Origin of the sequence: Neorhizobium sp. P12A (assembly GCF_008365395.1) — a bacterium.
Taxonomy (GTDB): domain Bacteria; phylum Pseudomonadota; class Alphaproteobacteria; order Rhizobiales; family Rhizobiaceae; genus Rhizobium.
Genome location: NZ_QOVX01000023.1, coordinates 38,342 through 60,771, shown reverse-complemented (window position 1 = coordinate 60,771; position 22,430 = coordinate 38,342). Strand labels below are relative to the sequence as shown.

At 60.5% G+C, this 22,430-nt stretch carries 15 protein-coding genes; 8 read left to right on the top strand and 7 right to left on the bottom strand.

Annotation, left to right across the window (positions count from 1 at the left end):
* Positions 1-172: 172 nt before the first annotated feature.
* The gene (locus DTW90_RS32095) at positions 173-1,081 is read right to left on the bottom strand and encodes a LysR family transcriptional regulator (protein WP_149343692.1); all 909 of its coding nucleotides are present in this window, start codon (positions 1,079-1,081) and stop codon (positions 173-175) included.
* An 87-nt stretch (positions 1,082-1,168) separates the two neighbouring features.
* Between DTW90_RS32095 and DTW90_RS32090 the strand changes: the two genes are divergently transcribed.
* From DTW90_RS32090 to DTW90_RS32075, 5 genes are all read left to right on the top strand, one after another.
* Positions 1,169-1,870 carry a haloacid dehalogenase type II gene (locus DTW90_RS32090; protein ID WP_149343690.1) on the top strand — a complete coding sequence of 234 codons (702 nt, stop codon included), beginning with the start codon at positions 1,169-1,171 and terminating at the stop codon, positions 1,868-1,870.
* Between the two features lie 22 nt (positions 1,871-1,892).
* The gene (locus DTW90_RS32085) at positions 1,893-2,684 is read left to right on the top strand and encodes an aldolase (RefSeq protein WP_149343688.1); all 792 of its coding nucleotides are present in this window, start codon (positions 1,893-1,895) and stop codon (positions 2,682-2,684) included.
* Positions 2,685-2,722: 38 nt separating this feature from the next.
* A complete protein-coding gene (locus DTW90_RS37395) occupies positions 2,723-2,884 on the top strand; it encodes a hypothetical protein (protein WP_188080125.1) in 162 nt (53 codons plus the stop codon).
* Positions 2,885-3,786: 902 nt separating this feature from the next.
* Entirely contained in the window at positions 3,787-12,279 is an 8,493-nt protein-coding gene (locus DTW90_RS32080) for a glucoamylase family protein (RefSeq protein ID WP_149343686.1), read from the top strand.
* Between the two features lie 111 nt (positions 12,280-12,390).
* The gene (locus tag DTW90_RS32075) at positions 12,391-12,783 is read left to right on the top strand and encodes a hypothetical protein (protein WP_149343684.1); all 393 of its coding nucleotides are present in this window, start codon (positions 12,391-12,393) and stop codon (positions 12,781-12,783) included.
* A gap of 603 nt (positions 12,784-13,386) precedes the next feature.
* Here DTW90_RS32075 and DTW90_RS32065 read toward each other — a convergent pair.
* The 5 genes from DTW90_RS32065 to DTW90_RS32045 all read right to left on the bottom strand — a co-directional run bounded on the left by DTW90_RS32065 (position 13,387) and on the right by DTW90_RS32045 (position 19,271).
* The gene (locus DTW90_RS32065; RefSeq protein ID WP_149343683.1) at positions 13,387-14,850 is read right to left on the bottom strand and encodes a GntP family permease; all 1,464 of its coding nucleotides are present in this window, start codon (positions 14,848-14,850) and stop codon (positions 13,387-13,389) included.
* Between the two features lie 3 nt (positions 14,851-14,853).
* Positions 14,854-15,873: a patatin-like phospholipase family protein gene (locus DTW90_RS32060; RefSeq protein WP_149343681.1), complete on the bottom strand. Its 1,020-nt coding sequence runs from the start codon at positions 15,871-15,873 to the stop codon at positions 14,854-14,856.
* 419 nt (positions 15,874-16,292) lie between these two features.
* Positions 16,293-16,940, bottom strand: a complete 648-nt coding sequence (gene otnC, locus DTW90_RS32055) for a 3-oxo-tetronate 4-phosphate decarboxylase (protein ID WP_149343679.1) — start codon at positions 16,938-16,940, stop codon at positions 16,293-16,295.
* On the bottom strand, positions 16,937-18,202 hold the full coding sequence (otnK, locus tag DTW90_RS32050) for a 3-oxo-tetronate kinase (protein ID WP_149343677.1): 1,266 nt from the start codon (positions 18,200-18,202) through the stop codon (positions 16,937-16,939). Before otnK ends, otnC begins: the two co-directional genes overlap by 4 nt.
* A 31-nt stretch (positions 18,203-18,233) precedes the next feature.
* A complete protein-coding gene (locus DTW90_RS32045; RefSeq protein ID WP_149343675.1) occupies positions 18,234-19,271 on the bottom strand; it encodes a LacI family DNA-binding transcriptional regulator in 1,038 nt (345 codons plus the stop codon).
* 145 nt (positions 19,272-19,416) lie between these two features.
* Here DTW90_RS32045 and ltnD point away from each other — a divergent pair, with 145 nt between their 5' ends.
* Both ltnD and otnI read left to right on the top strand, forming a co-directional pair.
* Complete coding sequence (ltnD, locus tag DTW90_RS32040) at positions 19,417-20,331, top strand: L-threonate dehydrogenase (protein WP_149343674.1); 915 nt, start codon at positions 19,417-19,419, stop codon at positions 20,329-20,331.
* Between the two features lie 2 nt (positions 20,332-20,333).
* On the top strand, positions 20,334-21,101 hold the full coding sequence (gene otnI, locus DTW90_RS32035) for a 2-oxo-tetronate isomerase (protein WP_149343672.1): 768 nt from the start codon (positions 20,334-20,336) through the stop codon (positions 21,099-21,101).
* A gap of 30 nt (positions 21,102-21,131) precedes the next feature.
* Here the strand turns inward: otnI and DTW90_RS32030 are convergent, their stop codons facing one another.
* The gene (locus DTW90_RS32030) at positions 21,132-21,683 is read right to left on the bottom strand and encodes a phosphoenolpyruvate hydrolase family protein (protein WP_188080124.1); all 552 of its coding nucleotides are present in this window, start codon (positions 21,681-21,683) and stop codon (positions 21,132-21,134) included.
* A gap of 117 nt (positions 21,684-21,800) precedes the next feature.
* On the opposite strand from DTW90_RS32030, the gene DTW90_RS32025 reads away from it, so the two are divergent.
* Positions 21,801-22,430, top strand: a complete 630-nt coding sequence (locus DTW90_RS32025; RefSeq protein WP_149343669.1) for a cupin domain-containing protein — start codon at positions 21,801-21,803, stop codon at positions 22,428-22,430.

Below are 22,430 nucleotides of genomic sequence, written 5' to 3'. Positions count from 1 at the left end.
GTTTCTGACGCTGATCGGCACTTCCGGCTGCGGAAAGCGGCCGGACGGATCGTGGGGGCGGATAAAGCACTTGTCTGATATCCGGAACGACGGGTGCTTGACGGCACTTTCGGCACGCCGCTCTCCATCTTCAGACCAAGGGCGCTTCGTTTCTACGCCGCGCAAGATCCCACTAAGTCCTAAACCGAAAGCCAGCCCCGGCGGTCGCCCCACTCTCCCTTTCGCGGACGAAGAGATTAGCCCTAAGGAAATCTGCCAACGAACGGCCTTCCGGCGACAGGCGCGACCGCCCCTTGACGAGAGCAAGCTCCGACGACGGCTGAGGATCGAAACCGTCTGCGGCATCGAGCGGGCGATGTTCCGGCAAAACCGCATCCGACGGCAAGAGGCTGATGCCAAGGCCGGATGCGACCGCGGCCTGCACGCCCATCAGACCCTGGCTCGTATAGGCAATACGCCAGCGCCTTCCGCTTTGCTCGATAAAGCGGATCGCCCGCTCGCGATAGATGCAACCGACAGGAAAGACAGCGAGCGGAACCGGATCATCCCTGACCGGACGGTCCATGCTTTCGACCCAGACCAGCTCCTCTGTCCAACTCGCCATACAAGCCCCTTCGTCGGGTTCGCGCTTAATCAGCGCAAGATCGATCTCGTCAGCATGAAGAAGGCGACGAAGTTCGACACTCCATCCGCTGACGGTATCAAGCCTGACATGCGGCGACGCTGCGGAAAAGCCAGAGAGGAGATCGATAAGTCTGCGGCCCGCAAAATCCTCGGGAACGCCGAGCCTGACGGTCCTTGGAGCAGCGGGCTTGCGCATGATGTCGGTTGCTTCCTCGGCGGTTGCCAAAATGCGACGCGCATAGCTCAGGAGAACTTCGCCCTCCTCGGTCGTCTGGATGCCGCCGGTCGACCTGTCGCGGAGGAGCAGGCTGTGACCGATGTTGGCCTCGAGCTTCTTGATCTGCTGGCTGACGGTCGACTGGGTGAGATGGACGCGGTCGCCTGCTCGCGTGAAACCGCCTGCATCAACGACCGCGGCAAAGGTTCGCAACAGATCCAGATCGAACGGAAAGCTCATTCATTTTCACACTGAACATGATGGGGACATTTAATTTCTCAATGACCCCATTGTTTGTCAATATCACCTAAATCATGGAGAGACGGGATGACACTTCCAGGAAACAAGCCAGGCTGGCTAACCTTCGATTGCTACGGGACATTGATCCAATGGGATGAAGGGCTGCTTGCTGCCATGGATGCGATGTTGTCGGCAAAGGGTCGGGACATCGACCAGTCGGCATTCATTGCTGTTTATGATCGCTACGAGCACGAACTTGAGCAGCAAAAGCCACACCAGTCGTTCCGCCAGGTGACAGCACATGCGCTTGAGCTGGCGATGGCGGAATTCGGACTGCCATTCGATCCCGCCGACGCCGATCACCTGACATCCTCGATCGGTCGAATGCCGCCCTTTCCTGAAGTAGTGGAAACGCTGGGCAGACTGAAGGCGGCCGGTTTCCGGCTTGCCATTATCTCAAATACGGATGACGCGATCATTGCCGGCAATGTCGCCCAGCTCGGCGGCGCCATCGACCGCGTCATCACCGCAGAGCAGGCCGAGGCCTATAAGCCTTCGCCACAGATTTTCCGACAGGCCTGGAAAACACTTGGCATCGGCGTCGATGACCTCGTGCATATCTGCGCAAGCCCACATCTTGACCTTGCCGCGGCGCGCGAACTGGGATTTCGTGCAATCTGGGTCGATCGCGGCACGGGACGCAAACCGCTCAGCGACTACCGCCCCAACGAGATCGTGCCGATGCTCGACAAGGTGCTTGACCTGTTTGCCGAAAACGGCTGGATGTGAAGAATGCGAATGGAGACAAGACATGGCTCATGAACTGAACCTTTCGAAGGGCCAGCCGGCCATATTGCGAAACTTGCCGCTTGATACGGACGAGATCCGGCAGGCCCGCGTCGATCTGGCGGCCTGCCTTAGAATGGCGGCGCGGCTCGGTCTCGAGGAAGGCATCTGCAATCATTTCTCTGCCGTCGTACCCGGCCATCCGGATCTGTTCCTCGTCAACAGGCTCGGCTGGGCCTTTCAAGAAGCAACCGCCTCTTCGCTGCTGATCTGCGATTTCGAGGGCAATGTCATTGTCGGTGACGGTGTGCCCGAAGCGACGGCCTTCTTCATTCATGGCCGCCTTCACAAGATGGCCCCGCGCGTAGGTGCGGCTTTCCATACGCATATGCCGAATGCAACGGCACTCAGCATGGTCGAAGGCGCTCCCTTCGTCTGGGCTGGCCAGACGGCGCTGAAATTCTACGGCCGTGTTGCTGTCGACGAGAATTATAACGGACTGGCGCTCGACGAACGCGAGGGCGATCGGATCGCTGCTGTGCTCGGCGGCAAAGATATCCTGTTCATGAAAAACCATGGCGTCATGGTCTGCGCGCCGAACATCGCTGAAGCCTTTGATGATCTCTATTACCTGGAGCGTGCCGCAGAGGTTCAGCTCAAGGCGATGAGCACCGGGCGCCGACTGCTGCCGGTCACCGACGAGATCGCCGAACAGGCGGCAAGGCAAATGCGCGAAGGCGATCCGGAGAGCGCGCGCCTCCACCTTGAAAGCATCAAGCGCGTTCTCGACCGCCAGACGCCTGAGTATCGAAGCTGATATTGCCGCAACGGCGAGTTGAGCGGGTGACGCGTCCGATGTCACGCCGTGTGCTTCTCTTTGAGGCGGACGTCGCGATGATTATCCACTCGATGAATCCAATCTCTATTTTTCCGTACAAGCAGCGCCCCATGTGGCTTCTCTTCGAGGCCTTCGTCGATGCGCTCTACAAGCGCATCGAACGGACCGACCCGTCCTGAGGAAGAAACGCCGCGTTCCGTGAACTTCCTCGCGGGGTCGCGTATATCTGGGTTGTGTGGCTGATATTCAAGAACATGGCAGGAAATGAGGACATCTGCTGCCGACGCTATGCGCGTTTAGACGTCGTCGTCATCGTCGAGCGCTTCATGTTTTGCGCGCCACCCGACGTCGCGCTCACGCGCCGAGACCAGACGGAAAGGTTCAGCCGGGCCGTTCGCGTTTCCGCTTGCGCCCCTTTCACCGGACCGCACCAAAGCGATATTTAATCGCACGATCCTTCGGAGCCAGTTGCATAGACACGCTGCTTTTCTGTTTCATACGAATGCGCTCCGGTCATTTCCAAGTGGAACGCACGGGGTCATTTCTCGATGGAACTCAACAGAGCGAGGACCATGCAAAAGTCCAGTCAGAAGAGCCCAAATTTCTCTGGATTTTCCTTTACCCGACCTAGGCCTTCCGCCAGGGCGTCGCCTGCGCCCTAGGCACTCTTTCTGGGTAACATCCTAAAATCCTTTGCAAGCGCTTAACGCCATGCCTGGCCTCTTCCCTACGCCTCCATCAAAGTCAAAGCGAGATCGTCAGACCGCCGTGTGGCGATGGTGAGTTTATGCATCGCGATTGTCCACCTCACCCACTGAGTTGGAGGAACACGGGTCGTCCCCTAAAGATGAAGACCGGAACGAAGGCTACGGAATTCGATCATACGCTCGTCCGGAAACCGTGTGCCTGTGGCAGGCACCATTCATGAAAAGTTCAGTTTGGGTGGGTTACGGAACTGCAATGTTTCGCAGAATGACCATCGCCACGCCGATCTTCTTGTCTTTTCAGACGAGCATTCGGCTATGCTGGTCATTTAACCCAAGCTTCGCATTGCGAGGCACAATCGTAAATTTTGGATGCCATGAACATTGAAATCATAGACGACGTGCCCGCGACAGCAACGCCGACGCAACCTGTCGATCCTTATCAGGGAATCAGAGGTGCGCTGTTGTCCAATGGCGAGTTGACAGATGAGGCGCGTCAGCTTGCCAAGACGCATGAGCTCAATGTCGCCAGCTTTCAGAATTTTGAATTTTATCAGAGGCATCGCGAGAACGAGGCTGAAATCCTGCGCGTTTATCGCGCTGCCGCAGCTGATGTGGACGCAGGCGAACCGATTATTTCCGCGGCCGAATGGCTGCTCGACAACCACTATATCGTCGAAGAGGCCATCCAGGAGGTGCGGAGGGATTTTCCGCGGAAATTCTTTAGCGAATTGCGCACGATCGTGATCGATGGTGTTTCCATTCCGCGGACACTGGCGCTCGCCTGGCTCTATGCCGTCCACTCGCACAGCAATGTCAGCCGTGCGGGCCTTGCGGCTGTCGTTGATGGTTTCCAGGACGCCGAGACGTTGCGGATCGGCGAGCTTTGGGCGTTGCCCTCGTTGGTGCGCTACGTTCTGATCGACAATCTGCGCCGCGTTGGGACCCTTATCGACGCCAGCCGCCAGATGCGGAAGAAGGCGAACGAACTTGCCGACCAAATCACGGCAGCGACGGGCAAGGCTTCGGATCTGCTCGGGCACAACAGCGCGCTCGTTTCTGATCCGACCTTCGTAACACAGGTTCATTACCGCTTGCGCAATGCGATCGAGCCCATGGATGAGGCGCTTGCCTGGCTGGAAGCGAAGCTCACTGAGGCCGGCACAGACATACAGGCCGTCGTGAACCTGGAGCAAAGCCGCCTGGCGGGCGGCAATGCGATGATGGGAAGCATTATTCGCAGCCTTCGCGAGATCAACGATACGGACTGGTCGACCTGGGTCGAAGAGGTCAGCAAGGTCGACATGCTGCTTCTGACCGAGACCGACTATCCACAACTGGATCCCGGTTCGCGCAATGGCTACCGCAGGCAGATCGAAAGGCTTGCCAAGCGCAGCGGCAAGTCGGAAATGGAAATCGCCCAGGCCGCCGTCCGACTGACCAAATCCGCCGATGCGGAGCCTGCCGATCCGTTTTCGCCCGAGCGCAATGTCGGCTACTATTTCGTCGGCGCCGGCCGTCGCATACTTGAAGCAACCGTCGGCTACCGGACGCCAGTCAGCCAATATCTGTTGCGCGCAATGCAGCGCATGAACTGGCTGGCGATCGCCGTGCCGGTGCTCTGCCTGACGTTGATCGCGCTGATTTTTGTCGGCTGGGCCATGACGCAGTCGGGAACGGCCCTTTCCATCACGGTCGCCTTGCTTGTGTTGCTGACACTTCCCGCGTCTGAAGGCGCGACGGGTCTGTTTAATTTCGTGGTCACGAATTTCGTCAGGCCGGAACGGCTGATCGGATACGAGTTCAAGGAAGGCATTCCGGACGATGCCCGCACGCTGGTGACGATCCCTTCCCTGATCGGCAACCGCAACCATGTCGACGAGCTCGTCCGCAACCTCGAAGTCCACTATCTCGCCAATCCGCTCGGCGAACTCTATTTCGCGCTGCTGACCGACTGGCCGGACAGCAAGGTCGAGCAATCGCAGGCCGATCTGGACGTTCTTGACTATGCCCGCAGCGAGATCGCAGACCTCTCGGCCCGCTATGCGCAGGACGGCAAGACCCGTTTTTATCTCCTGCACCGCCGCCGCCTCTATAGTGAGGGCGAAGGCGTCTGGATGGGCTGGGAGCGCAAGCGCGGCAAGCTGCACGAACTCAACAGGCTGCTGCGCGGCGATCGCGACACCACGACCTTCCTGCCCGGCGCCGATATCGTTCCTGAGGGCATCCAGTACGTCATGACGCTGGATTCCGACACGCGCCTCGTGCGCGATACGGTCACCAAGCTCGTCGGCAAGCTCTATCACCCGATCAACCGCCCGGTGCTCGATCCGGAAAGCCGGAGGGTCGTCAGCGGCTATGGCGTGCTGCAGCCGCGCGTCACGCCTTCGCTCACGACCGGCAAGGATGCATCGGTCTTCCAGCGCATCTTCTCCGTCAACCGCGGTCTTGACCCTTACGTCTTTGCGGTCTCGGACGTCTATCAGGACCTGACCGGCGAAGGCACCTTCACCGGCAAGGGCCTCTATCACGTCGATGCCTTCGAGAAATCCCTTGAGGGCAAGATCGAAGAGAACTCGGTTCTGAGCCACGACCTTCTCGAAGGCTCGATGGCGCGCTGCGCACTCGTGACCGACGCCGAGCTCGTCGAAGACTTCCCGACCCGCTATGAAGTCGAAGTGTCACGCCAGCATCGCTGGGCGCGCGGCGACTGGCAGCTTCTGCCTTATATCTTCAAGCCCGAGCGCGGTGTGACCGAACTCGGTCGCTGGAAGATGTTTGACAACCTGCGCCGTTCCTTGACGCCGATCGCCTGGTTCTTCGCGTCGCTGCTCGGCTGGGCCTGGCTGAACCCGCTCGGCGCGCTTCTCTGGCAGATGCTGCTGATCTTCAGCCTGTTCGTGGCGCCGACACTGTCGCTGATCAACGGCATCATTCCACGCACCAGCGATATCGTCGCCAGAGCCCATCTCCATACCGTCTTGACGGATATACGCGGCGCCAATGCCCAGGTTGCGTTGCGCATCGTCTTCATCGCCGACATGGCATGGGTGATGGCGGATGCGATCGTCCGCTCTGTGTATCGCCTTCTGGTCAGCCGCAAGCTGATGCTGCAGTGGCGCACGGCCGCCAGCGCCCAGGCCGTTGCCCAGAAGACGATCCTCGGCCATTACCGCGTCATGTGGCACGCCCCCGCACTTGGCGTGATCGCCGTTTTCTTGGCCGCCTTGCCGGGTGACAGCGCCTATCTCGTCGGCATCCCCTTCGCGCTGCTCTGGATCCTGTCGCCGGCCGTTGCCTGGTATGTCAGCCAATCCGCGGAGACTGAAGACCGCCTGGACGTCCCCGAACAGGTCGCCAGCGATCTGCGCAAGATCGCGCGTCGGACCTGGCGCTACTTCGACCAGTTCGTCATCCCGAGCCAGCACTTTCTGCCGCCGGACAACGTCCAGCAGACGCCGCATGCGGTCGTTGCGATCCGTACGTCTCCGACGAATGTCGGCGTGTACCTCCTCTCCGTCGTTTCGGCGCGTCATTTTGGATGGATTTCGTTCGAAAACGCCGTCACCCGCATCGAACAGACGCTCGCGACCGTCGATCGCCTGGAGAAGTATCGCGGCCATCTGTTCAACTGGTATCACACCGATACCTTGAAGCCGCTCGGACGCAAGTATGTCTCCGCGGTCGACAGCGGCAATCTTGCCGGCCATCTGATCGCCGTATCGTCGGCCTGTCGCAGGTGGGCGGAAGCGCCCTTGGCGCATACGCGCGGCAATCTCGATGGCCTCGGCGACGTTGCAGATATCCTGCGCGAGGTCCTTGCCGAGCTTCCGCAGGAAGACGAGGCGATCCGCGCCATCAAGGGTCGCCTCGTCGAGCTGATCGTCGGCTTCAAGACCGCGCTGGAGAAGGCCAAGGGGCATGACGCATCCTCTGCGCAAGTGACCCGCTTTACCGAGCTTGCCACGGACATCGAGCGGCTGGCGCGAGACCTCGATCGTGATGTCAAGACCGGTCGCAGCAGCGAAGTCGTGCGCTGGGCAAACAGCCTTGTCCTGACATGCCGCGCTCATCTTTCGGATGGCGACGTTGATGCGGCGAAGGCTGAAGAGATCCGCACGCGGTTGCTCGCCGTTGCCGATCGCGCGCGCGACACCGCCTTCGCCATGGATTTCAGCTTCCTCTACCGTCCCGAACGCCGGCTGTTGTCGATCGGCTTCCGCGTCGAAACCGAAGAGGTGGATGCCGCCTGCTACGACATGCTCGCCTCCGAGGCCCGCCTGACCAGCCTCTTTGCAGTCGCCAAGGGCGATCTGCCGACCGAGCACTGGTACAAGCTAGGCCGCCATGTCGTCGCCGTCGGTTCGCGCGGCGCGCTGGTCTCCTGGTCCGGCTCGATGTTCGAGTATCTGATGCCGCCGCTCGTCATGCAGGAGCGCCAGGGCGGTATTCTCAACCAGACGAACAATCTGATCGTTCAGGAACAGATGAATTATGCGCGCCGGCTCGGCACGCCCTGGGGCATCTCGGAAGCGGCTTTCAACGCCAGCGACCACCAGATGAATTATCAGTACAGCAATTTCGGCGTTCCGACGCTCGGCCTGAAGCGCGGTCTTGGCCAGAACGCCGTCATCGCGCCCTATGCCTCGATCCTCGCCAGCCAGTTTGCGCCTCAAGCGGCACTCGAAAATCTCAACCGGCTGCGGGAACTCGGTGCGCTCGGCATGTACGGCTTCCACGATGCCGTCGACTTCACACCGAGCCGCGTGCCCGAGGGCAAGAAGTGCGCTGTCGTCTACAATTACTATGCGCACCATCACGGCATGTCGATTGCCGCAGTCGCCAATGTCGTCTTCGACGGCCTGCTGCGTGAACTGTTCCACGCCGATCCCGTGATCGAAGCTGCCGAGCTGCTGCTGCAGGAAAAGGCACCCCGTGACGTGCCGAAGATGACCGCAAAGCACGAGACTGACGCGGTCGCCATGGTCCAGGGCGACCTCATGCGTCCCGAAGTTCGTCGGGTGGAAGATCCGGCATCGCGTGAACGCGACATCGTCCTTCTCTCCAACGGCCGCCTTTCGACCATGCTGACGGCAACCGGTTCGGGCTATTCGCGTTGGAACGGGCTTTCCGTCTCGCGCTGGCGTGCCGATCCGACCGAGGATCGTTGGGGCAGCTTCATCTTCCTGCGCGACGCCTCGTCCAATGAATGGTGGTCCACGACGGCCGAGCCACGCTCGATTGCCAACGAAAATACGCGCACGAGCTTCAGCGACGATCGCGCCGAGTTCTCCAAGACCGTCGGAAACCTGACGAGCGACCTCGAGGTCTTCATCGCCAGCGATCATGATGCCGAAGGCCGGCGCCTGACGCTGACCAATACGGGCACGGAAGATCGGCTGATCGAAGTCACCTCCTACATGGAGCCCGTGGCTGCGCATGACGGCGTCGATACCGGTCACCCGGCTTTCGCGCGCATGTTCCTGAAGACGGATATCAGCGAAAAGGATCATACGATCTTCGTCGAGCGCCAGAAGCGCGAGCTGACCGATCCCCAGATCGTGATCGCTCACCTTGTCGTCGACGACGGCGATTCCGCCTCCGCCACGCAGTTCGAAACCGATCGCATGCGTTTCCTCGGCCGCGGCAGAAACCTGACCGAAGCAGCCGCATTCGATCCGGGCGCGACCTTGTCGGGATCCGACGGTTTCACGATGGATGCCTGCGTATCGCTGCGGCGTGTCGTGCGCGTTCCGGCGGGCGAAAAGGTTTCCCTCACCTTCTGGACGATCGCTGCTGCGACCCGCAGCGAACTCGAGACGGCAGCGGCCCATTATCGCAAACCGGACGTTTTCACCCAGGAACTCGTTCAGGCCTGGACGCGCACGCAAAACCAGCTGCGCCAGGTCGGGATCAACTCGAAAGAGGCCGCGATCTACCAGCGACTGGCCCGCTACCTCGTCTATCCGGAAATGGCGATGCGCGCAGACGCAGCTGCCGTTCGCCGCGGTCTTCAGCCGCAATCGGTCCTCTGGGCTGCGACACTATCCGGCGATGCGCCGCTGATAACATTGCGGATCACCGATGAGCTTGGCACAGACCTCTTGAAGGAACTGCTGCGCGCGCAAGGCTTCCTGCAGTCACGCGGCGTGGAAATCGACCTCGTCATCTTCAACGAGCAGACCGGCACGCCTGCACAGGATATGCAGCGCACGATCGACCAGCTCTGCGACGCGGCCCGACACACGAGCGAGATCGCCGGCATCCAGCGCAACATCTATACGCTGCGCAAGGACATGACCGAGCCACGCACCTATGAGGCCATTCTTGCGGCATCGCGGATCGTGTTGCTCGGACGCGATGGAAACCTGCGAGAGCAGCTTGAGCACGCGCTGACGATTTCGGGCTCTCCAGCCGTTCTCGGCCAATGGGGCGATTCCACGCTGGTCCCCCGGATGAGGCGCGAAGAGACCGCTTCTTCGACCGTCGACGGCGCCGACCTGGCGTTCTGGAATGGATATGGCGGCTTTACGCAGGACGGACGCGAATATGTCATCCGTCTTTCCGGGGGCGAGCCGACACCGCATCCGTGGATCAACGTGATCTCGAACGGGAAATTCGGTTTCGGCGTTTCGGCGGAAGGTGCTGCATTCACCTGGGGCCAGAATTCCCGCGACCATCTGTTGACGCCGTGGACCAACGATGTCGTCATCAATCGACCGGGCGAAGCATTCTATCTACGCGACCTCGACCGCGCGGCGACGATCGTACCCTATGCCGCACTGGCCCAGGACGCCTCGACGCGCTTCGAAGCACGTCACGGTCTTGGCTATTCGGTCTTTTCGAGCGAGCAGGAAGAGATCGCGCTGACAGTGACGCAGACGATCGACGCCGAGCGGCCGATCAAGCTGACGCAATTGCGCATCAGCAACAAGTCGTCCGAGCCGCGCAATCTGCGTCTCTACGGCTACGCCGAGTGGATTCTCGGAAGCCATCCGACCAAGACCAAGCCGTTTATCCTGTCCGAATACGACCAGGGCTCCGGTGCGATCTTCGCGACCAACCCCTTCAGCGTCGATTTTTCCTCGCGTGTGGCAACGTTCGCGGCAAGCGAGACGGCAACCAGCGTTTCGGGCAGCCGGCGGGAATTCGTCGGGCGCCACGGCACGATGCAACAGCCGCGTGCAGCATCGGGCGGCATCGTCCTCTCCGATTCGATTGAACCCGATGGTGATCCGGCCGCCGCCATGGCCTTCGACCTCACGCTTGTCGCTGGCGAGACCCGTGAAATCGTCTTCTATATGAGCGACACGGGCTCCACGGAGGAAGCGAGAGCGCTCGTCGCGGAGCTGCGCGGTGAAAGCTTCGATGACGTCATCAACCGGACGAAGGCCTTCTGGGCCGACTTCACGGGCAAGGTCCACATTACCACACCGGATCGCAGCTTCGATTTCCTGGTGAACACCTGGCTGCCATACCAGACGTTGAGCTGCCGTATCATGGCCCGCACGGCCTTCTATCAGGCGAGCGGCGCCTGGGGCTTCCGCGACCAGTTGCAGGATTCGCTGGCCTTCCTCAGCCACTCTCCGCAATATGCGCGCAACCAGATCCGCAATGCCGGACGACGCCAGTTCGTCGAAGGCGACTTCCAGCACTGGTGGCTGGACGATAGCGGCGCGGGCGTGCGCACCAACATCTCCGACGATGTCGTCTGGTTTGCCTATGCGCTCGACCAGTATCAAACCGCGACCGGAGATCGCTCGATCCTCGACGAGACGCTCCCCTTCATCGAAGGAGCCGAGCTCAGTGCCGGTCAGCACGATGCGTTTTTCCAGCCGCGCATTTCGGCCGAGAATGCCTCGCTCTACGAGCATGCCGCGCGCGGTCTCGACCTTGCGATCAAGCGGACCGGGGCGAACGGATTGCCGCTGATGCTGGCGGGCGACTGGTGTGACAAGATGAATCGCGTCGGCGTCGAAGGACGAGGCGAGAGCGTATGGCTCGCCTGGTTCCTGCTTGGCACGCTGAGCCGCTTCGTCGGGATTGCCGAAGAGCGCGGCGACACCCAACGCGTCAACCGGTGGTCCGACCATGTCAGGATCTTGAAGCAGGCGGTCGAAGCGGCCGGATGGGATGGCGAATACTATCGCCGCGGCTTCTTCGACGACGGAACGCCGCTCGGATCCAGCACATCCGATCAATGTATGATCGATTCCATGCCTCAATCCTGGAGCGTCTTGTCAGGACAGGGCGATGCGGAGCGCAGCACTCGCGCGATGAACGCGACGCTGGAGAAGCTCGCCGACGAGGACGGACAGCTGGTTCGGCTGCTGACGCCGCCCTTTGTCAATCCGGCACACGATCCTGGAAATATCGCTGCCTATCCCCCGGGCGTGCGCGAAAATGGCGGCCAATACACGCATCCGGCGACGTGGGTGGTCATGGCACTTGCGCGCATGGGACGGCCGGACGACGCTTGGCGCTGCTTCCAGATGCTCAACCCGATTCAGCACGCGCTGGATAAGGATGCGTCGGAAGTCTATCGGATCGAACCCTATGTCGTTGCCGGTGACATCTATGGCGAAGGAGCGTTGAAGGGGCGCGGCGGGTGGAGCTGGTATACCGGCTCGGCCGGCTGGCTCTACAGGGCTGCGCTGGAAGGCATTCTGGGCATTCGGATCGAGCAAGGTGTCCTGTTCGTCGAGCCCAATCTGCCTCGCGACTGGAGCGGCTTCGAAGCGAAAATCCAGCTCGAAGGCAAAGAGCATCATATCGCTGTATCTAAGCCCATCGACAATGCCGGCCCGGTGGTTCTCATCGACGGAGAGAAAATGAAGCGGATTGATGGGGGAGCCGTCCGTGTGAGCTGAGCGGTTTCATGCGAATTTACGCGGGCGGCGGATTTGTCTGCCGCCCGCGTTGAAAAGGAAATTCAATCGATCCGTTCGCGAGGCAGGATAGGTTGAAATGCGGAGTGATGGATGTCGGAAAATCTCGAGCTGATGGGCGACATTGCAAGTGTGATCATCAATTCCAGGAAGATGGGAGGGGTCGACTGGAGCGAGATATCGATTGCGGTCACCGTCGATGAGAGCGGCGAGGCAAACGAGATTTTCGGCTATACCTACGACGCAAGCGGAAACTACACCGCCGTCGCTCCGAGATTGCGCGAGATCGAGCAGCCGGAGGCGGCATATTGGCAATGGCTTCGTAACGACGGCAAAAAGGGTTTCCAAAAGATCTTGTTTCAATTCAACCGGACCAGCCGCCGGGTGAATGCTGACTTCGAGCATGAAGATCCAGGCAGATGGCAGGTGACGCCGAACAATGTAGACAGCATCATCGCGCAGCTTCGGCCAAATCTCGGCGAATAGTGGCTTTGAAAAGGGGGACGGCGTTGAGCTGCATTTCCCTTCCCGGTCAAAGCGTTGAGACGCGGCTCGCCGTCTGCGGCTTGTTGCGCGAATATCATGCTCTGTTTGCCGATCGCCTCTCCCATTTCTTGAAGGTGGACGCCAACCGGCTGACCGTGATCGGCATCTTTTCGGGAAGCGGCACGGTACGGTGCTGCCGGTATTGGAACGCTTCCCCGGTCTCGATTTTTCCGACCTGGTCCGATCTTCAGTGGAACCCGACTAGGGCGACGGCAGATCGATCAAATCCGTCCACTGGCTGACGATCCTGGGTAAGGATATTGTCGAGCGCCCGGGCGGACACGAGACGCTCACAACAGCGCTCGGGCCGCATTGCCAAACATATTCCTGCAATGGCGGGATCACAATCCGGGCCGGCGATCAGCTCCGGTTCCGGTACGTAACGCAAGGCATTGTGCTCGACGACTACCGCCGGGTTGCCGAGGCCCTGAAGTCCGACCGCTTGGAATCCTGTCGCCGCAGGCTTTTCGCCGCGCGTTCGACCCCGGAAGCGATGAAGCACACCTAGCGCTGGCTGACGCGTTTCGATTGATATTGTCCGCGCTAGAAATTCCCGAAGAGTGAACCGAGCACAATGACCACTACAAGGGCAAGGAGAGCGCCGACGACGGCCGCCATGACGATGTCGAGGTATCCTTCCCTGTGCGTTACGCCGCATACGGAAAGCAGCGTTACCACCGCGCCGTTGTGCGGTAGGCTGTCGAGCGTACCTGAGCCGATGACGGCGACACGATGCATCAATGCCGGATCCATGCCGATTGTGGCTGCGATTTTCATGTAGGTGGGGCCGAGTGCATCAAGCGCGATGGTGAGGCCGCCGGAGGCGGAACCGGTGAGCGCGGCCAGAATGTTGGTCGCCACCGCCAGCGACACCAGCGGGCCACCGCCGATGGAAAGCACCCATGCGCGCACATCCGCGAATACCGGCAGCGCAGCGATGACGGCGCCGAAGCCGACAAGGCTCGCCACCGACAGGATCGGCAGGACCGAGGCGTTGGCGCCGGCCGTCATGGTCGCGCGCAAGGCCGGTATGCTACGGAAATTGATCGCAATGACGGTGATGATGGCGGCGAGCAGCGCGACGATCACCGACCAGACGCCTCCGACCGCCGAGACGCTCGTTTCGCCCCATTGGGGCAAAGCAAGGAACGAGGTATCCATGGGCGGCAGGACAACGAAGGACATCAGCAGGTTGACGACGATCACCACGATGACGGGCAGCGCCGCGAGCACGATGGGCGGACCTTTGGCCGCCTCCTGGCTGTGGTGAACCTCCACCGGGTCGAATTCGCGCGCAGTGGTGGCTCGTTCCCGCACGATCGGATCATCCGCCGCTACTTCCGCCGATTCAGTCACGAGCGCAACCGAGGCACCGAAGCCTTCGCCGTTCGCGCGCGCCAAAACCTCTCGCCGCTTCAGCCACCACATGCCGAAGCCCAGCATGATGACCGAAGCGATGATGCCAAGCCCGGGTGCCGCGAAGGGGGTGGTGCCGAAGAACGGCATCGGAATGGCGTTCTGGATGGATGGCGTGCCCGGCATCGCCGACATAGTGAAAGTGGAGGTGCCGAGCGCGATGGCCGCCGGCATCAACCGCCGCGGCACGCCCGCCTCGGCGAACAGTGCGATACCCATGGGCGCCAGCACGAAGAATGCGACGAACAGGCTCACTCCTCCATAGGTGACAATGGCGCCGGCCAGCACCACGGCGAGGATCGCGCGCTCCGCTCCGAGCTTTTGCGTCATGAAATTGGCGATCGAAGATACAGAGCCTGAATCTTCCATCAGCTTGCCGAACAGCGCACCAAGCAGGAATAGCGGAAAGAACTGCGCAATGAAGTCCGCCGCATTGCGCATGAAGGTCTGCGTCCAGCTTGCGAGCAGCGGTTCGCCGGAAAAGGCGGCTGAGATCAGCCCCGCAAGCGGCGCGAGAATCAGGATGCTCGCCCCCCGGAAAGCGAAAAAGATAAGGACAGCGAGCCCGGCGAGAATGCCAAGAAGACCCATGGCTCACACCCCTTCCAGGAGCACGTCGAGGTCGATCGAGGATTGGACGCCGAGCATATGACCATGCCCGTCGAGGAATACCTGCGCGCTATTGCGCCCCTCCGCCTTGAGCATGGAGAGGAAGTCCCATTCCGCATTGAGCTTGGAAGAGTAGCCGAGCGTCGCCATCAGCGGGTTCGGCACCATGTGGACGCGCATTTTCGCCCATGCGGCTCCTTCGGCGCTGCCGGGGTCAGCCACCTTGCGCAGAAGGGCGATCATGCGCAACTCCTTGAGGGCCACCGCATTGAACGAGACCTCGTTGAGCCGGTTCATGATCTCCGCCGCCGTCTGTGGCGTGCCGGGGCGCTCGACAGGGTTTATCGGGATGAGAATGGTGTCGTCGGATTTCAGCTCGCGCACCAGTGGCGTCAGGGTCGGGTTCCCCGAATACCCCCCGTCCCAATAGTGCTCGCCATCGATCTCGATGGCCTGAAAGAGGGTCGGCAGACAGGCCGAGGCGAGGAGCACGTCCGGCGAGATCTCCGCATTGCGGAACACCCGGCCACGTCCAGTGCGCACGTTAGTGGCAGTGATAAAGAGCCGGATGGGTGATGCCTTAAGCCGTTCGAAGTCTATCTGCTCCTCAAGGATGCGCCTCAGCGGGTTCACGTTGGCGGGATTGAGGTCGTAAGGAGAGAAAAGACGGGAAATGATGTCCATGCCGATGAACATGGGCGATGTATCCATGGTCCAGCGGCCGAGCAGTCGGTCCAGCGGACTGCGCTGGAAAGGAGAGAAGCGGGCGGCATCCGAGACTGCCCGCCAGTAACGGTCGAGCGCTTCGCGCGCGCCTTCCGGCCCGCCATGGGCGAAGCCGTCCGCCAATACCGCCGCGTTCATGGCCCCGGCAGAGGTGCCGGAAATGCCCTCGATGCTGAGCCAGCTTTCCTCAAGCAGCCGGTCGAGCACGCCCCAGGTAAAGGCACCATGGGCGCCGCCGCCTTGCAGCGCCAGGTCCACGAGGAGGAGGGAGCGGTCCATATCACACAGCCCTGATCATCTTTTTCCGCCCTCTGATATGAGAAATCGAATAGGTTGAGTGAGTTCTGGCACATGCGATCCGAAGGGGCGGGATAACACTCGGGGCGTGCCCTGAGGTGGTGGACTAATCCATGATATCGTACCCGCCGTCGATGTATATCGTATCACCGGTGATCAATCTTGCCCGCTCCACGTCGCGCTGCCTGCCAACAGCCATTCCTCCAGCCATATCCGCTGTTGGTACACGCAGCATGACGAAACGGTTGCAGCGCATGTATCTTACGGTAGCATACGCGGAGCTTCAGTTCGGGGTGTCTGATGGGAACTGGGGTACCTCGCCGGTTGACATGCGTTCAATTTCGGACGGCCTATGGTCGGACAATGATCTCAATTCCCGCGCCTATCTGGCTCTCCGAGGATCAGTTTTGCCTTTTCGCCAGGCTTTCCCGTTGCTCCGGCGTCAGTGGTCTGATCTTTTCGCCGCGCAGCATCAAAAACAATTTGGCGGTCTCTTCCAGCTCTTCGGTAGCGTATTGCGCCTCGCGCAGCGATTTTCCGGCAACGACCGGACCGTGATTGGCGAGCAGAACAGCATGGCTGTCCCTCGCCTTTTCCCGTACCGCCTCAGCCAGTGCTACGTCACCCGGTGGAAAATACGGTGCCAGCGGTAGCTTGCCGACCCGCATGACATAATAGGCGGTCAGTGGTGGAAGCAGATCATCGGGATCAAGACCATCGATAAGGCTGAGGGCAACAGCATGCGTCGAATGCAGATGCACAACTGCGCCGGCGCCCTTGCGTTCGCAATACATGCACTGATGCAGGAAGGCTTCCTTGGTCGGCTTGTCGCCGCCGATGTGGACCCCTTCGGCAGAAAATTTCGACAAGCGCTCCGGATCGAGCGCGCCCAGCGAGGCGTTGGTGGGCGTCATCAAAAGATCGCCGTTCGACAATCTGGCGCTGATGTTTCCGGTCGAGCCGAACGTAAAGCAGCGGTCGAACAGCGATTTGCCAACCTCGACGATCTCGTCGCGCAGGCGCATTTCCTCAGACAGTGTCGCCGTCATTTCAAGAGCTCCCAGGCTTTTATGAAGAAGTCAGGCGCGCCGAAATTGCCGGATTTGAGCGCCAGGGCCATTGGCTGTTCGTCCCCCATCGTCAGCGTCCAGGGGACACCCGGATCAATCTCCGGCCCGATATAAAGGGCCGAGGGCTTGAGCGCACCGACGACAGCTCCCGAGGTCTCGCCGCCGGCGACAATCAGCCGCCTTACGCCCTTCATCCTCAGCTCTGTCGCGGTCTTGGCGAGGAAATCCTCCACCAACTCGCCGGCTTTCTGTCTTCCGAGAACCTCCTGGGCCGCGCGCACCTCCTGAGGATCGGCACTCGAATAGATCAAAGGCGTGTGCTGGTCCTGCCCAATTGCCCACTCCACCACTTGGTCAACGGCAATGCGCCCCTTGGCAATGTCGATCGGATCGAGCTTCAATGCCGGTTGTCCGCCGCCGATCACAGCCTTGATCTGGGCCCGCGTCGCCTCGGAACACGATCCGGCGAGGATCACTGCCCTGCCGGGAGGCGAAGGAAAGTCAACGACGCCCGCGCTGGACGCCAGGAGCCCTCGTCGGCGGAAATTCTCCGGCAGACCGATCGCAATGCCCGAGCCACCGGTTATCAGGGGCAGGTTAGCCGCTGCCTCGCCGATCACCCGCAAATCCTGGTCTGAAAGCGCATCGATGATCAGCGCCTGCTCGCCGCGCGCGCGTGCATTTGCGAAAGCTTGCCCGATGGCATCGGCCCCGCGTGCGACGACGTCATGGGCGATCAGCCCGACCTTCATTGTCGACTGGGCGGCCATGAGGCGGACAAGCGAACTGTCGGTCATGGGCGTCAGGGGGTGATTGCGCATCGGGCTTTCCGAGAGCAACTGGTCGCCGACGAAGAGATGTCCCTTATAGATCGTCCGGCCATTTGCAGGGAAAGCCGGGCAAACGATGGTCAGGTCGGTGCCCAGCTCCTTGACGAGCGCGTCGCTGACCGGACCGATGTTACCCTCTGCAGTGGAATCGAACGTCGAGCAATATTTGAAGATGAATTGCTGTGCTCCTGCAGCTTTCAGCCATGCGAATGCGTCGAGCGCCATCGCCACTGCTTCCGAAGCTGGATTGGTCCGGGACTTCAGTGCAACGACGACCGCATCGACATTACCGGGATCAAACGCTGGCGACGGCACGCCCACCGTCTGGATGGTCCGCATTCCCTCACGCGAGAGCATCAAGGCAAGGTCCGTTGCCCCCGTGAGATCGTCGGCGATTGCGCCCAGCAACATGTCGTTCTCCTGCTTGTAGGGGACGAGCGCCCTAGGCGGTCGCCCCTTCGATGATGGCAAATCCGGTATCGATGACTTTTGGCGGATCGCTGCGCTCTGCGCTTTCGAGCAGGTGCTCGACCGCGGCTTTGCCGATGGCGAAGCGATTGGAAAGAACGGTCGACAGCGGCTTGGGAAGCGCCTGACCAATCTCCAGGCCGTTGAAGCCGAAGAGGGCGAGCTTGTCCGGCACGGAAATGTCGGCTGCCAGGCAGTGCATGAAGCCGCCGACCGCCATGTCGTCGTTGGAAAAGGCGACCGCCTCGATATCGGCGCCGTCAACGAGAAGGCGCGCCAGTGCCTCGCGTCCTGACAGGGTGGAACTCGGCCCATCGATCCTGTTTTCTGCGACCAGAGCCAGCCCCTTTTCGCTGAGGCCCTCGCATAGGCCGAGGTAGCGGGCGTGAGAGCGGCGGTCGGCAAGCCAGTCGTGGCCGACATAGGCGATCTTCGAATAGCCGCGCTGCATCAGATGGCGGGCAATCGCCCTTCCCGCCTCGCGATTGGAAAGACCGACGGCAAGATCGATCGGCCGATTGTCGATGTCCATCAACTCGGCGATGCGAACTCTGCTCGCTTCCAACATTCGCCGCGCCGCATCCGTATGCTCAAGCCCTGTCGTGACGATCGCGGCCGGTTTCCAGGCGAGCAGTGAGGAAATGAGCTGCTGTTCCTTGACGAGGCCATAGTCGGTGACGCCGATCATCGGCTGGTAGGGCGTGCCCGCAAGACCGGCGTGGATCCCGTGCAGCACCTCGGCAAACACGATATTCGACAGCGACGGCAGGATCACCCCGATTATCATCGAGGAAGACGACGCCAGCGAGCCGGCCGCGCGGTTAGGCACATAGCCGAGCTTTTCGATCGCCTCATTGACCCGTTGCCTGGTCTCGGCTGCAATGAACCCCTTGTTGCGAACGACCCGCGACGCCGTGTTTTCGCTGACATTGGCCAGCCGCGCGACGTCTGCGAGCTTCGGCGTCCCTGTCGATGTCAAAGCTTCCACTTCCTCAATCGTCCGCCGATCCATTCGTGAAATTCCTCACGGTGACATCCATATCTCAGCGCTAACATATTTTGCTTGATCCCATCAAGAGGATATGGTTTGAAAGTGATGTTAGCGCTGAGATAATCTCGAGTGTCCTTGCTTCGACGAATATGAAAGGGGTTGCCGAATGGTGCACCAATTGACTGTTGCTGTTGTCGGTCTCGGCTCCATGGGGCTCGGAATGGCGCGCTCGGCACTTCGAGCGGGGTTCACGGTGCGCGGCTTCGACATCAATCCGAATGCCCTCCATGCGCTTGAGACGGATGGCGGCGTGGCGACGACAGCGCCAAGAGATGCCGCAGATGGGGCCGACATCGCGGTGGTCGTTGTGGTTAATGCGGCTCAGACCGAAGCGGTGCTTTTCGGGGATAACGGCATCGTCTCTTCCATGAGGCCTGGGAGCGTGATCATTTCCTGCGCGACGATTTCGCCCAGCGAGGCGAAAGATTTCGCGTTGCGTGTCGAGGCCGCCGGTCTGCTCTATCTGGACGGCCCGATCAGTGGCGGCTCGAAGAAGGCTGCTTTAGGTGAACTGACGTTCATGGCCTCCGGATCGCCTCACGCCTTCACTGCAGCTCGTCCTGCCCTCGATGCGATGGCTGGGACGGTCTATGAACTCGGTGATAAGCCGGGCATTGGATCGTCGTTCAAGATCGTCAACCAGTTGCTGGCCGGCGTCCATATTGCTGCCGCCTGTGAGGCAATCACCTTCGCCAAGAGCCTCGATCTCGATATTTCGCGCGTTTTCGACGTCATAACGAAATCGGCCGGCAACAGCTGGATGTTCGAGAACCGCATACCGCATGTCCTTGCCGGCGACTACACGCCGCATAGTGCAGTGTCGATCTTCACCAAGGACCTCGGCATTGTTTCCGAGATCGGGCGCAAGCAAAAATTTCCCCTGCCGATCACGGCTGCCGCATTGCAACTGTTCATCATGACCGAAGCGGCGGGCATGGGGCGAGATGATGACAGCTCGGTTGCCAGACTGCTTGCCAAGATCGCCGGGCTTGAACTGCCAGGAATGTCGGAGGAGATCTGAGAATGCCGAAGTTCGCCGCCAATTTGTCGATGATGTTTACCGAGCGCCCGTTTCTTGAGCGGTTCCAAGCGGCGGCCAGTGCCGGCTTCACCGCGGTCGAATACCTCTTTCCCTATGATCATCCTGCGGAGTTGATCACCGAAACACTTGCCGCTGCGGGGCTGAAACAAGCGCTTTTCAACATGCCTCCCGGCAACTGGGCTGCAGGCGACCGCGGCCTCGCCAGCCTTCCGGATCGCCGTGAAGAATTCGCCACGGCGCTTTCGACGTCGATTTCCTACGGAAACGTCATCAAGACGCCACTGCTCCACATGATGGCAGGCAACGCCCCATGGGACGATCCGCTGGCGGTGGCATGTTATCGCGACAACCTGCAACGGGCAGCCGAAGCGACGGCCGAAGCGGGCATCGGCCTCGTCATCGAACCGATCAACGGCCGCGATATGCCAGGCTATTTCCTCAATCACTTCGAGCGCGCGCTGACGCTGATCGATGATCTCGGCCACTCGAATGTGCGCCTGCAATTCGACATCTATCACCGCCAGATCCTTCACGGCGATGTCCTTACGGCTTTGAGGAGGATGGCACCTGATATCGGGCATATCCAGATCGCGGCGGTCCCGACACGCAACGAACCGACGACGGGCGAACTCAACGACGGCGTCATCCTCGCTGAAATCGACGCGATTGGGTACCAGGGCTATGTCGGATGCGAATACCGGCCGGCCGGGATCACAGAGGAAGGGCTCGGCTGGATGAAGTCGATTTGATCGCTCAGGTCTCCCCGGAAACAGGAGAGATCAGCGGACCACCTCCGCAGGACAAGTGGCAGAATGGATCTCGGGCTCTGCATGTTCGAGATCGAGAACGAATTCGCAGCCGGCTTCGATCATCTTGGCGCTCGCTTCCGTTGTCATCGCTACTCCGCCGATGCGAAGGCCATGGTCGCGCGCCTGCGCCATCATCGCGATCTCACGATTGACGCCCGTCCCGAGGTCATCGAGCGCGCGCGCCATCGATCCTCTGAAGGTGCCTGTGGTCGGCAAGTTGACGATCCCGGAAATCCCGGCCGCTCTAAGGGTCGTGAATACCTGGCTCAGTTGCCGAAACGGATCGAGCAAGCACACGCCCACAAAGGCCGGCTTGGTCGGCATATCGCGAAATGATTGGGACGTGATCGCAGCCAGAAGCACCGCATTGGCGTCATGAATGGGAAGGGAAGCGATCCAAAGGCCGGACTTTGAAGGAAGGCCCTCGAGCCAGGGACAGAAGATCCATTTGGCCTCAGTTTCACGCCCCGAAAACGGGGGCCAGGTCGAGGTGATGCGGATGGCAGATGGGTCGGCATTCATCGGCATTAGTACCCAATTTTACTCACTCTACGGTGTATGCCTCCCTTTTCCTAGCGCGCCTTCGGGTTAAGAATTCAAAAAAATCGCTTCGAGGTGATTTGAACTGGGAGGAAAATAGTGACTTTGTTCCGCAGCGGCGAGGCGCCACCGGATTGGTGCGAGCTTACCAAATTCTATGTCCATAACCTTGGAATTAACGAAAGCATTGTCTGCGCGCCGGAGGCCGAGCGTGACCGTCTGCTGGTGACCAATGGGACATGCCAGATCCTGATGGGCGGCGGCTCTCAGGTGCTCAAGGAGGCGCAATTCACGGACATTCCGGCCGGCAAGGGCTATACGGTCGTCGGAAAATCAGAAGGTGCCCAGGCCGTGCGGCTGGTTGGACACTGGAAGGGCGAATTGGGAGGCTGCGGCGTTTTCCGCGTGCAGAACATCCCTGACTGGGTGAACAAGGGCGACCCGGTCACCTATTCCAAACACACGTCGGTCGATTCCCACTACCACGATTGCGACGAGTACTGGATCCTGCTGGAGGGCGCAGGCGAAGCCGTCGTCGGTGCGAAGCATTTTCCGATGCGTGCCGGCGATTGCCTCGCCATCGGCATGGGTCACCACCACGACTTTCCCAACGCTGCCGAGCCGGTCAAGGCTGTGTATTTCGAGACCACGTTGGAAAGGGAAAAACGCGTCGGTCACCTGTGGGAGCACACCCACGGCCCAGCCCACCCCAAACCAGAAAGAATATGA

Bases quoted from the DNA above. Each gene is read 5' to 3' on its own strand.
- DTW90_RS32030 (WP_188080124.1), bottom strand. From the start codon at position 21,683: ATGAATGCCGACCCATCTGCCATCCGCATCACCTCGACCTGGCCCCCG.
- DTW90_RS32085 (WP_149343688.1), top strand. From the start codon at position 1,893: ATGGCTCATGAACTGAACCTTTCGAAGGGCCAGCCGGCCATATTGCGA.
- DTW90_RS32095 (WP_149343692.1), bottom strand. From the start codon at position 1,081: ATGAGCTTTCCGTTCGATCTGGATCTGTTGCGAACCTTTGCCGCGGTC.
- DTW90_RS37395 (WP_188080125.1), top strand. From the start codon at position 2,723: ATGTCACGCCGTGTGCTTCTCTTTGAGGCGGACGTCGCGATGATTATC.
- otnI (WP_149343672.1), top strand. From the start codon at position 20,334: ATGCCGAAGTTCGCCGCCAATTTGTCGATGATGTTTACCGAGCGCCCG.
- DTW90_RS32065 (WP_149343683.1), bottom strand. From the start codon at position 14,850: ATGGGTCTTCTTGGCATTCTCGCCGGGCTCGCTGTCCTTATCTTTTTC.
- DTW90_RS32080 (WP_149343686.1), top strand. From the start codon at position 3,787: ATGAACATTGAAATCATAGACGACGTGCCCGCGACAGCAACGCCGACG.
- ltnD (WP_149343674.1), top strand. From the start codon at position 19,417: ATGGTGCACCAATTGACTGTTGCTGTTGTCGGTCTCGGCTCCATGGGG.
- otnK (WP_149343677.1), bottom strand. From the start codon at position 18,202: ATGTTGCTGGGCGCAATCGCCGACGATCTCACGGGGGCAACGGACCTT.
- DTW90_RS32045 (WP_149343675.1), bottom strand. From the start codon at position 19,271: ATGGATCGGCGGACGATTGAGGAAGTGGAAGCTTTGACATCGACAGGG.
- DTW90_RS32090 (WP_149343690.1), top strand. From the start codon at position 1,169: ATGACACTTCCAGGAAACAAGCCAGGCTGGCTAACCTTCGATTGCTAC.
- DTW90_RS32060 (WP_149343681.1), bottom strand. From the start codon at position 15,873: ATGGACCGCTCCCTCCTCCTCGTGGACCTGGCGCTGCAAGGCGGCGGC.
- otnC (WP_149343679.1), bottom strand. From the start codon at position 16,940: ATGACGGCGACACTGTCTGAGGAAATGCGCCTGCGCGACGAGATCGTC.
- DTW90_RS32075 (WP_149343684.1), top strand. From the start codon at position 12,391: ATGTCGGAAAATCTCGAGCTGATGGGCGACATTGCAAGTGTGATCATC.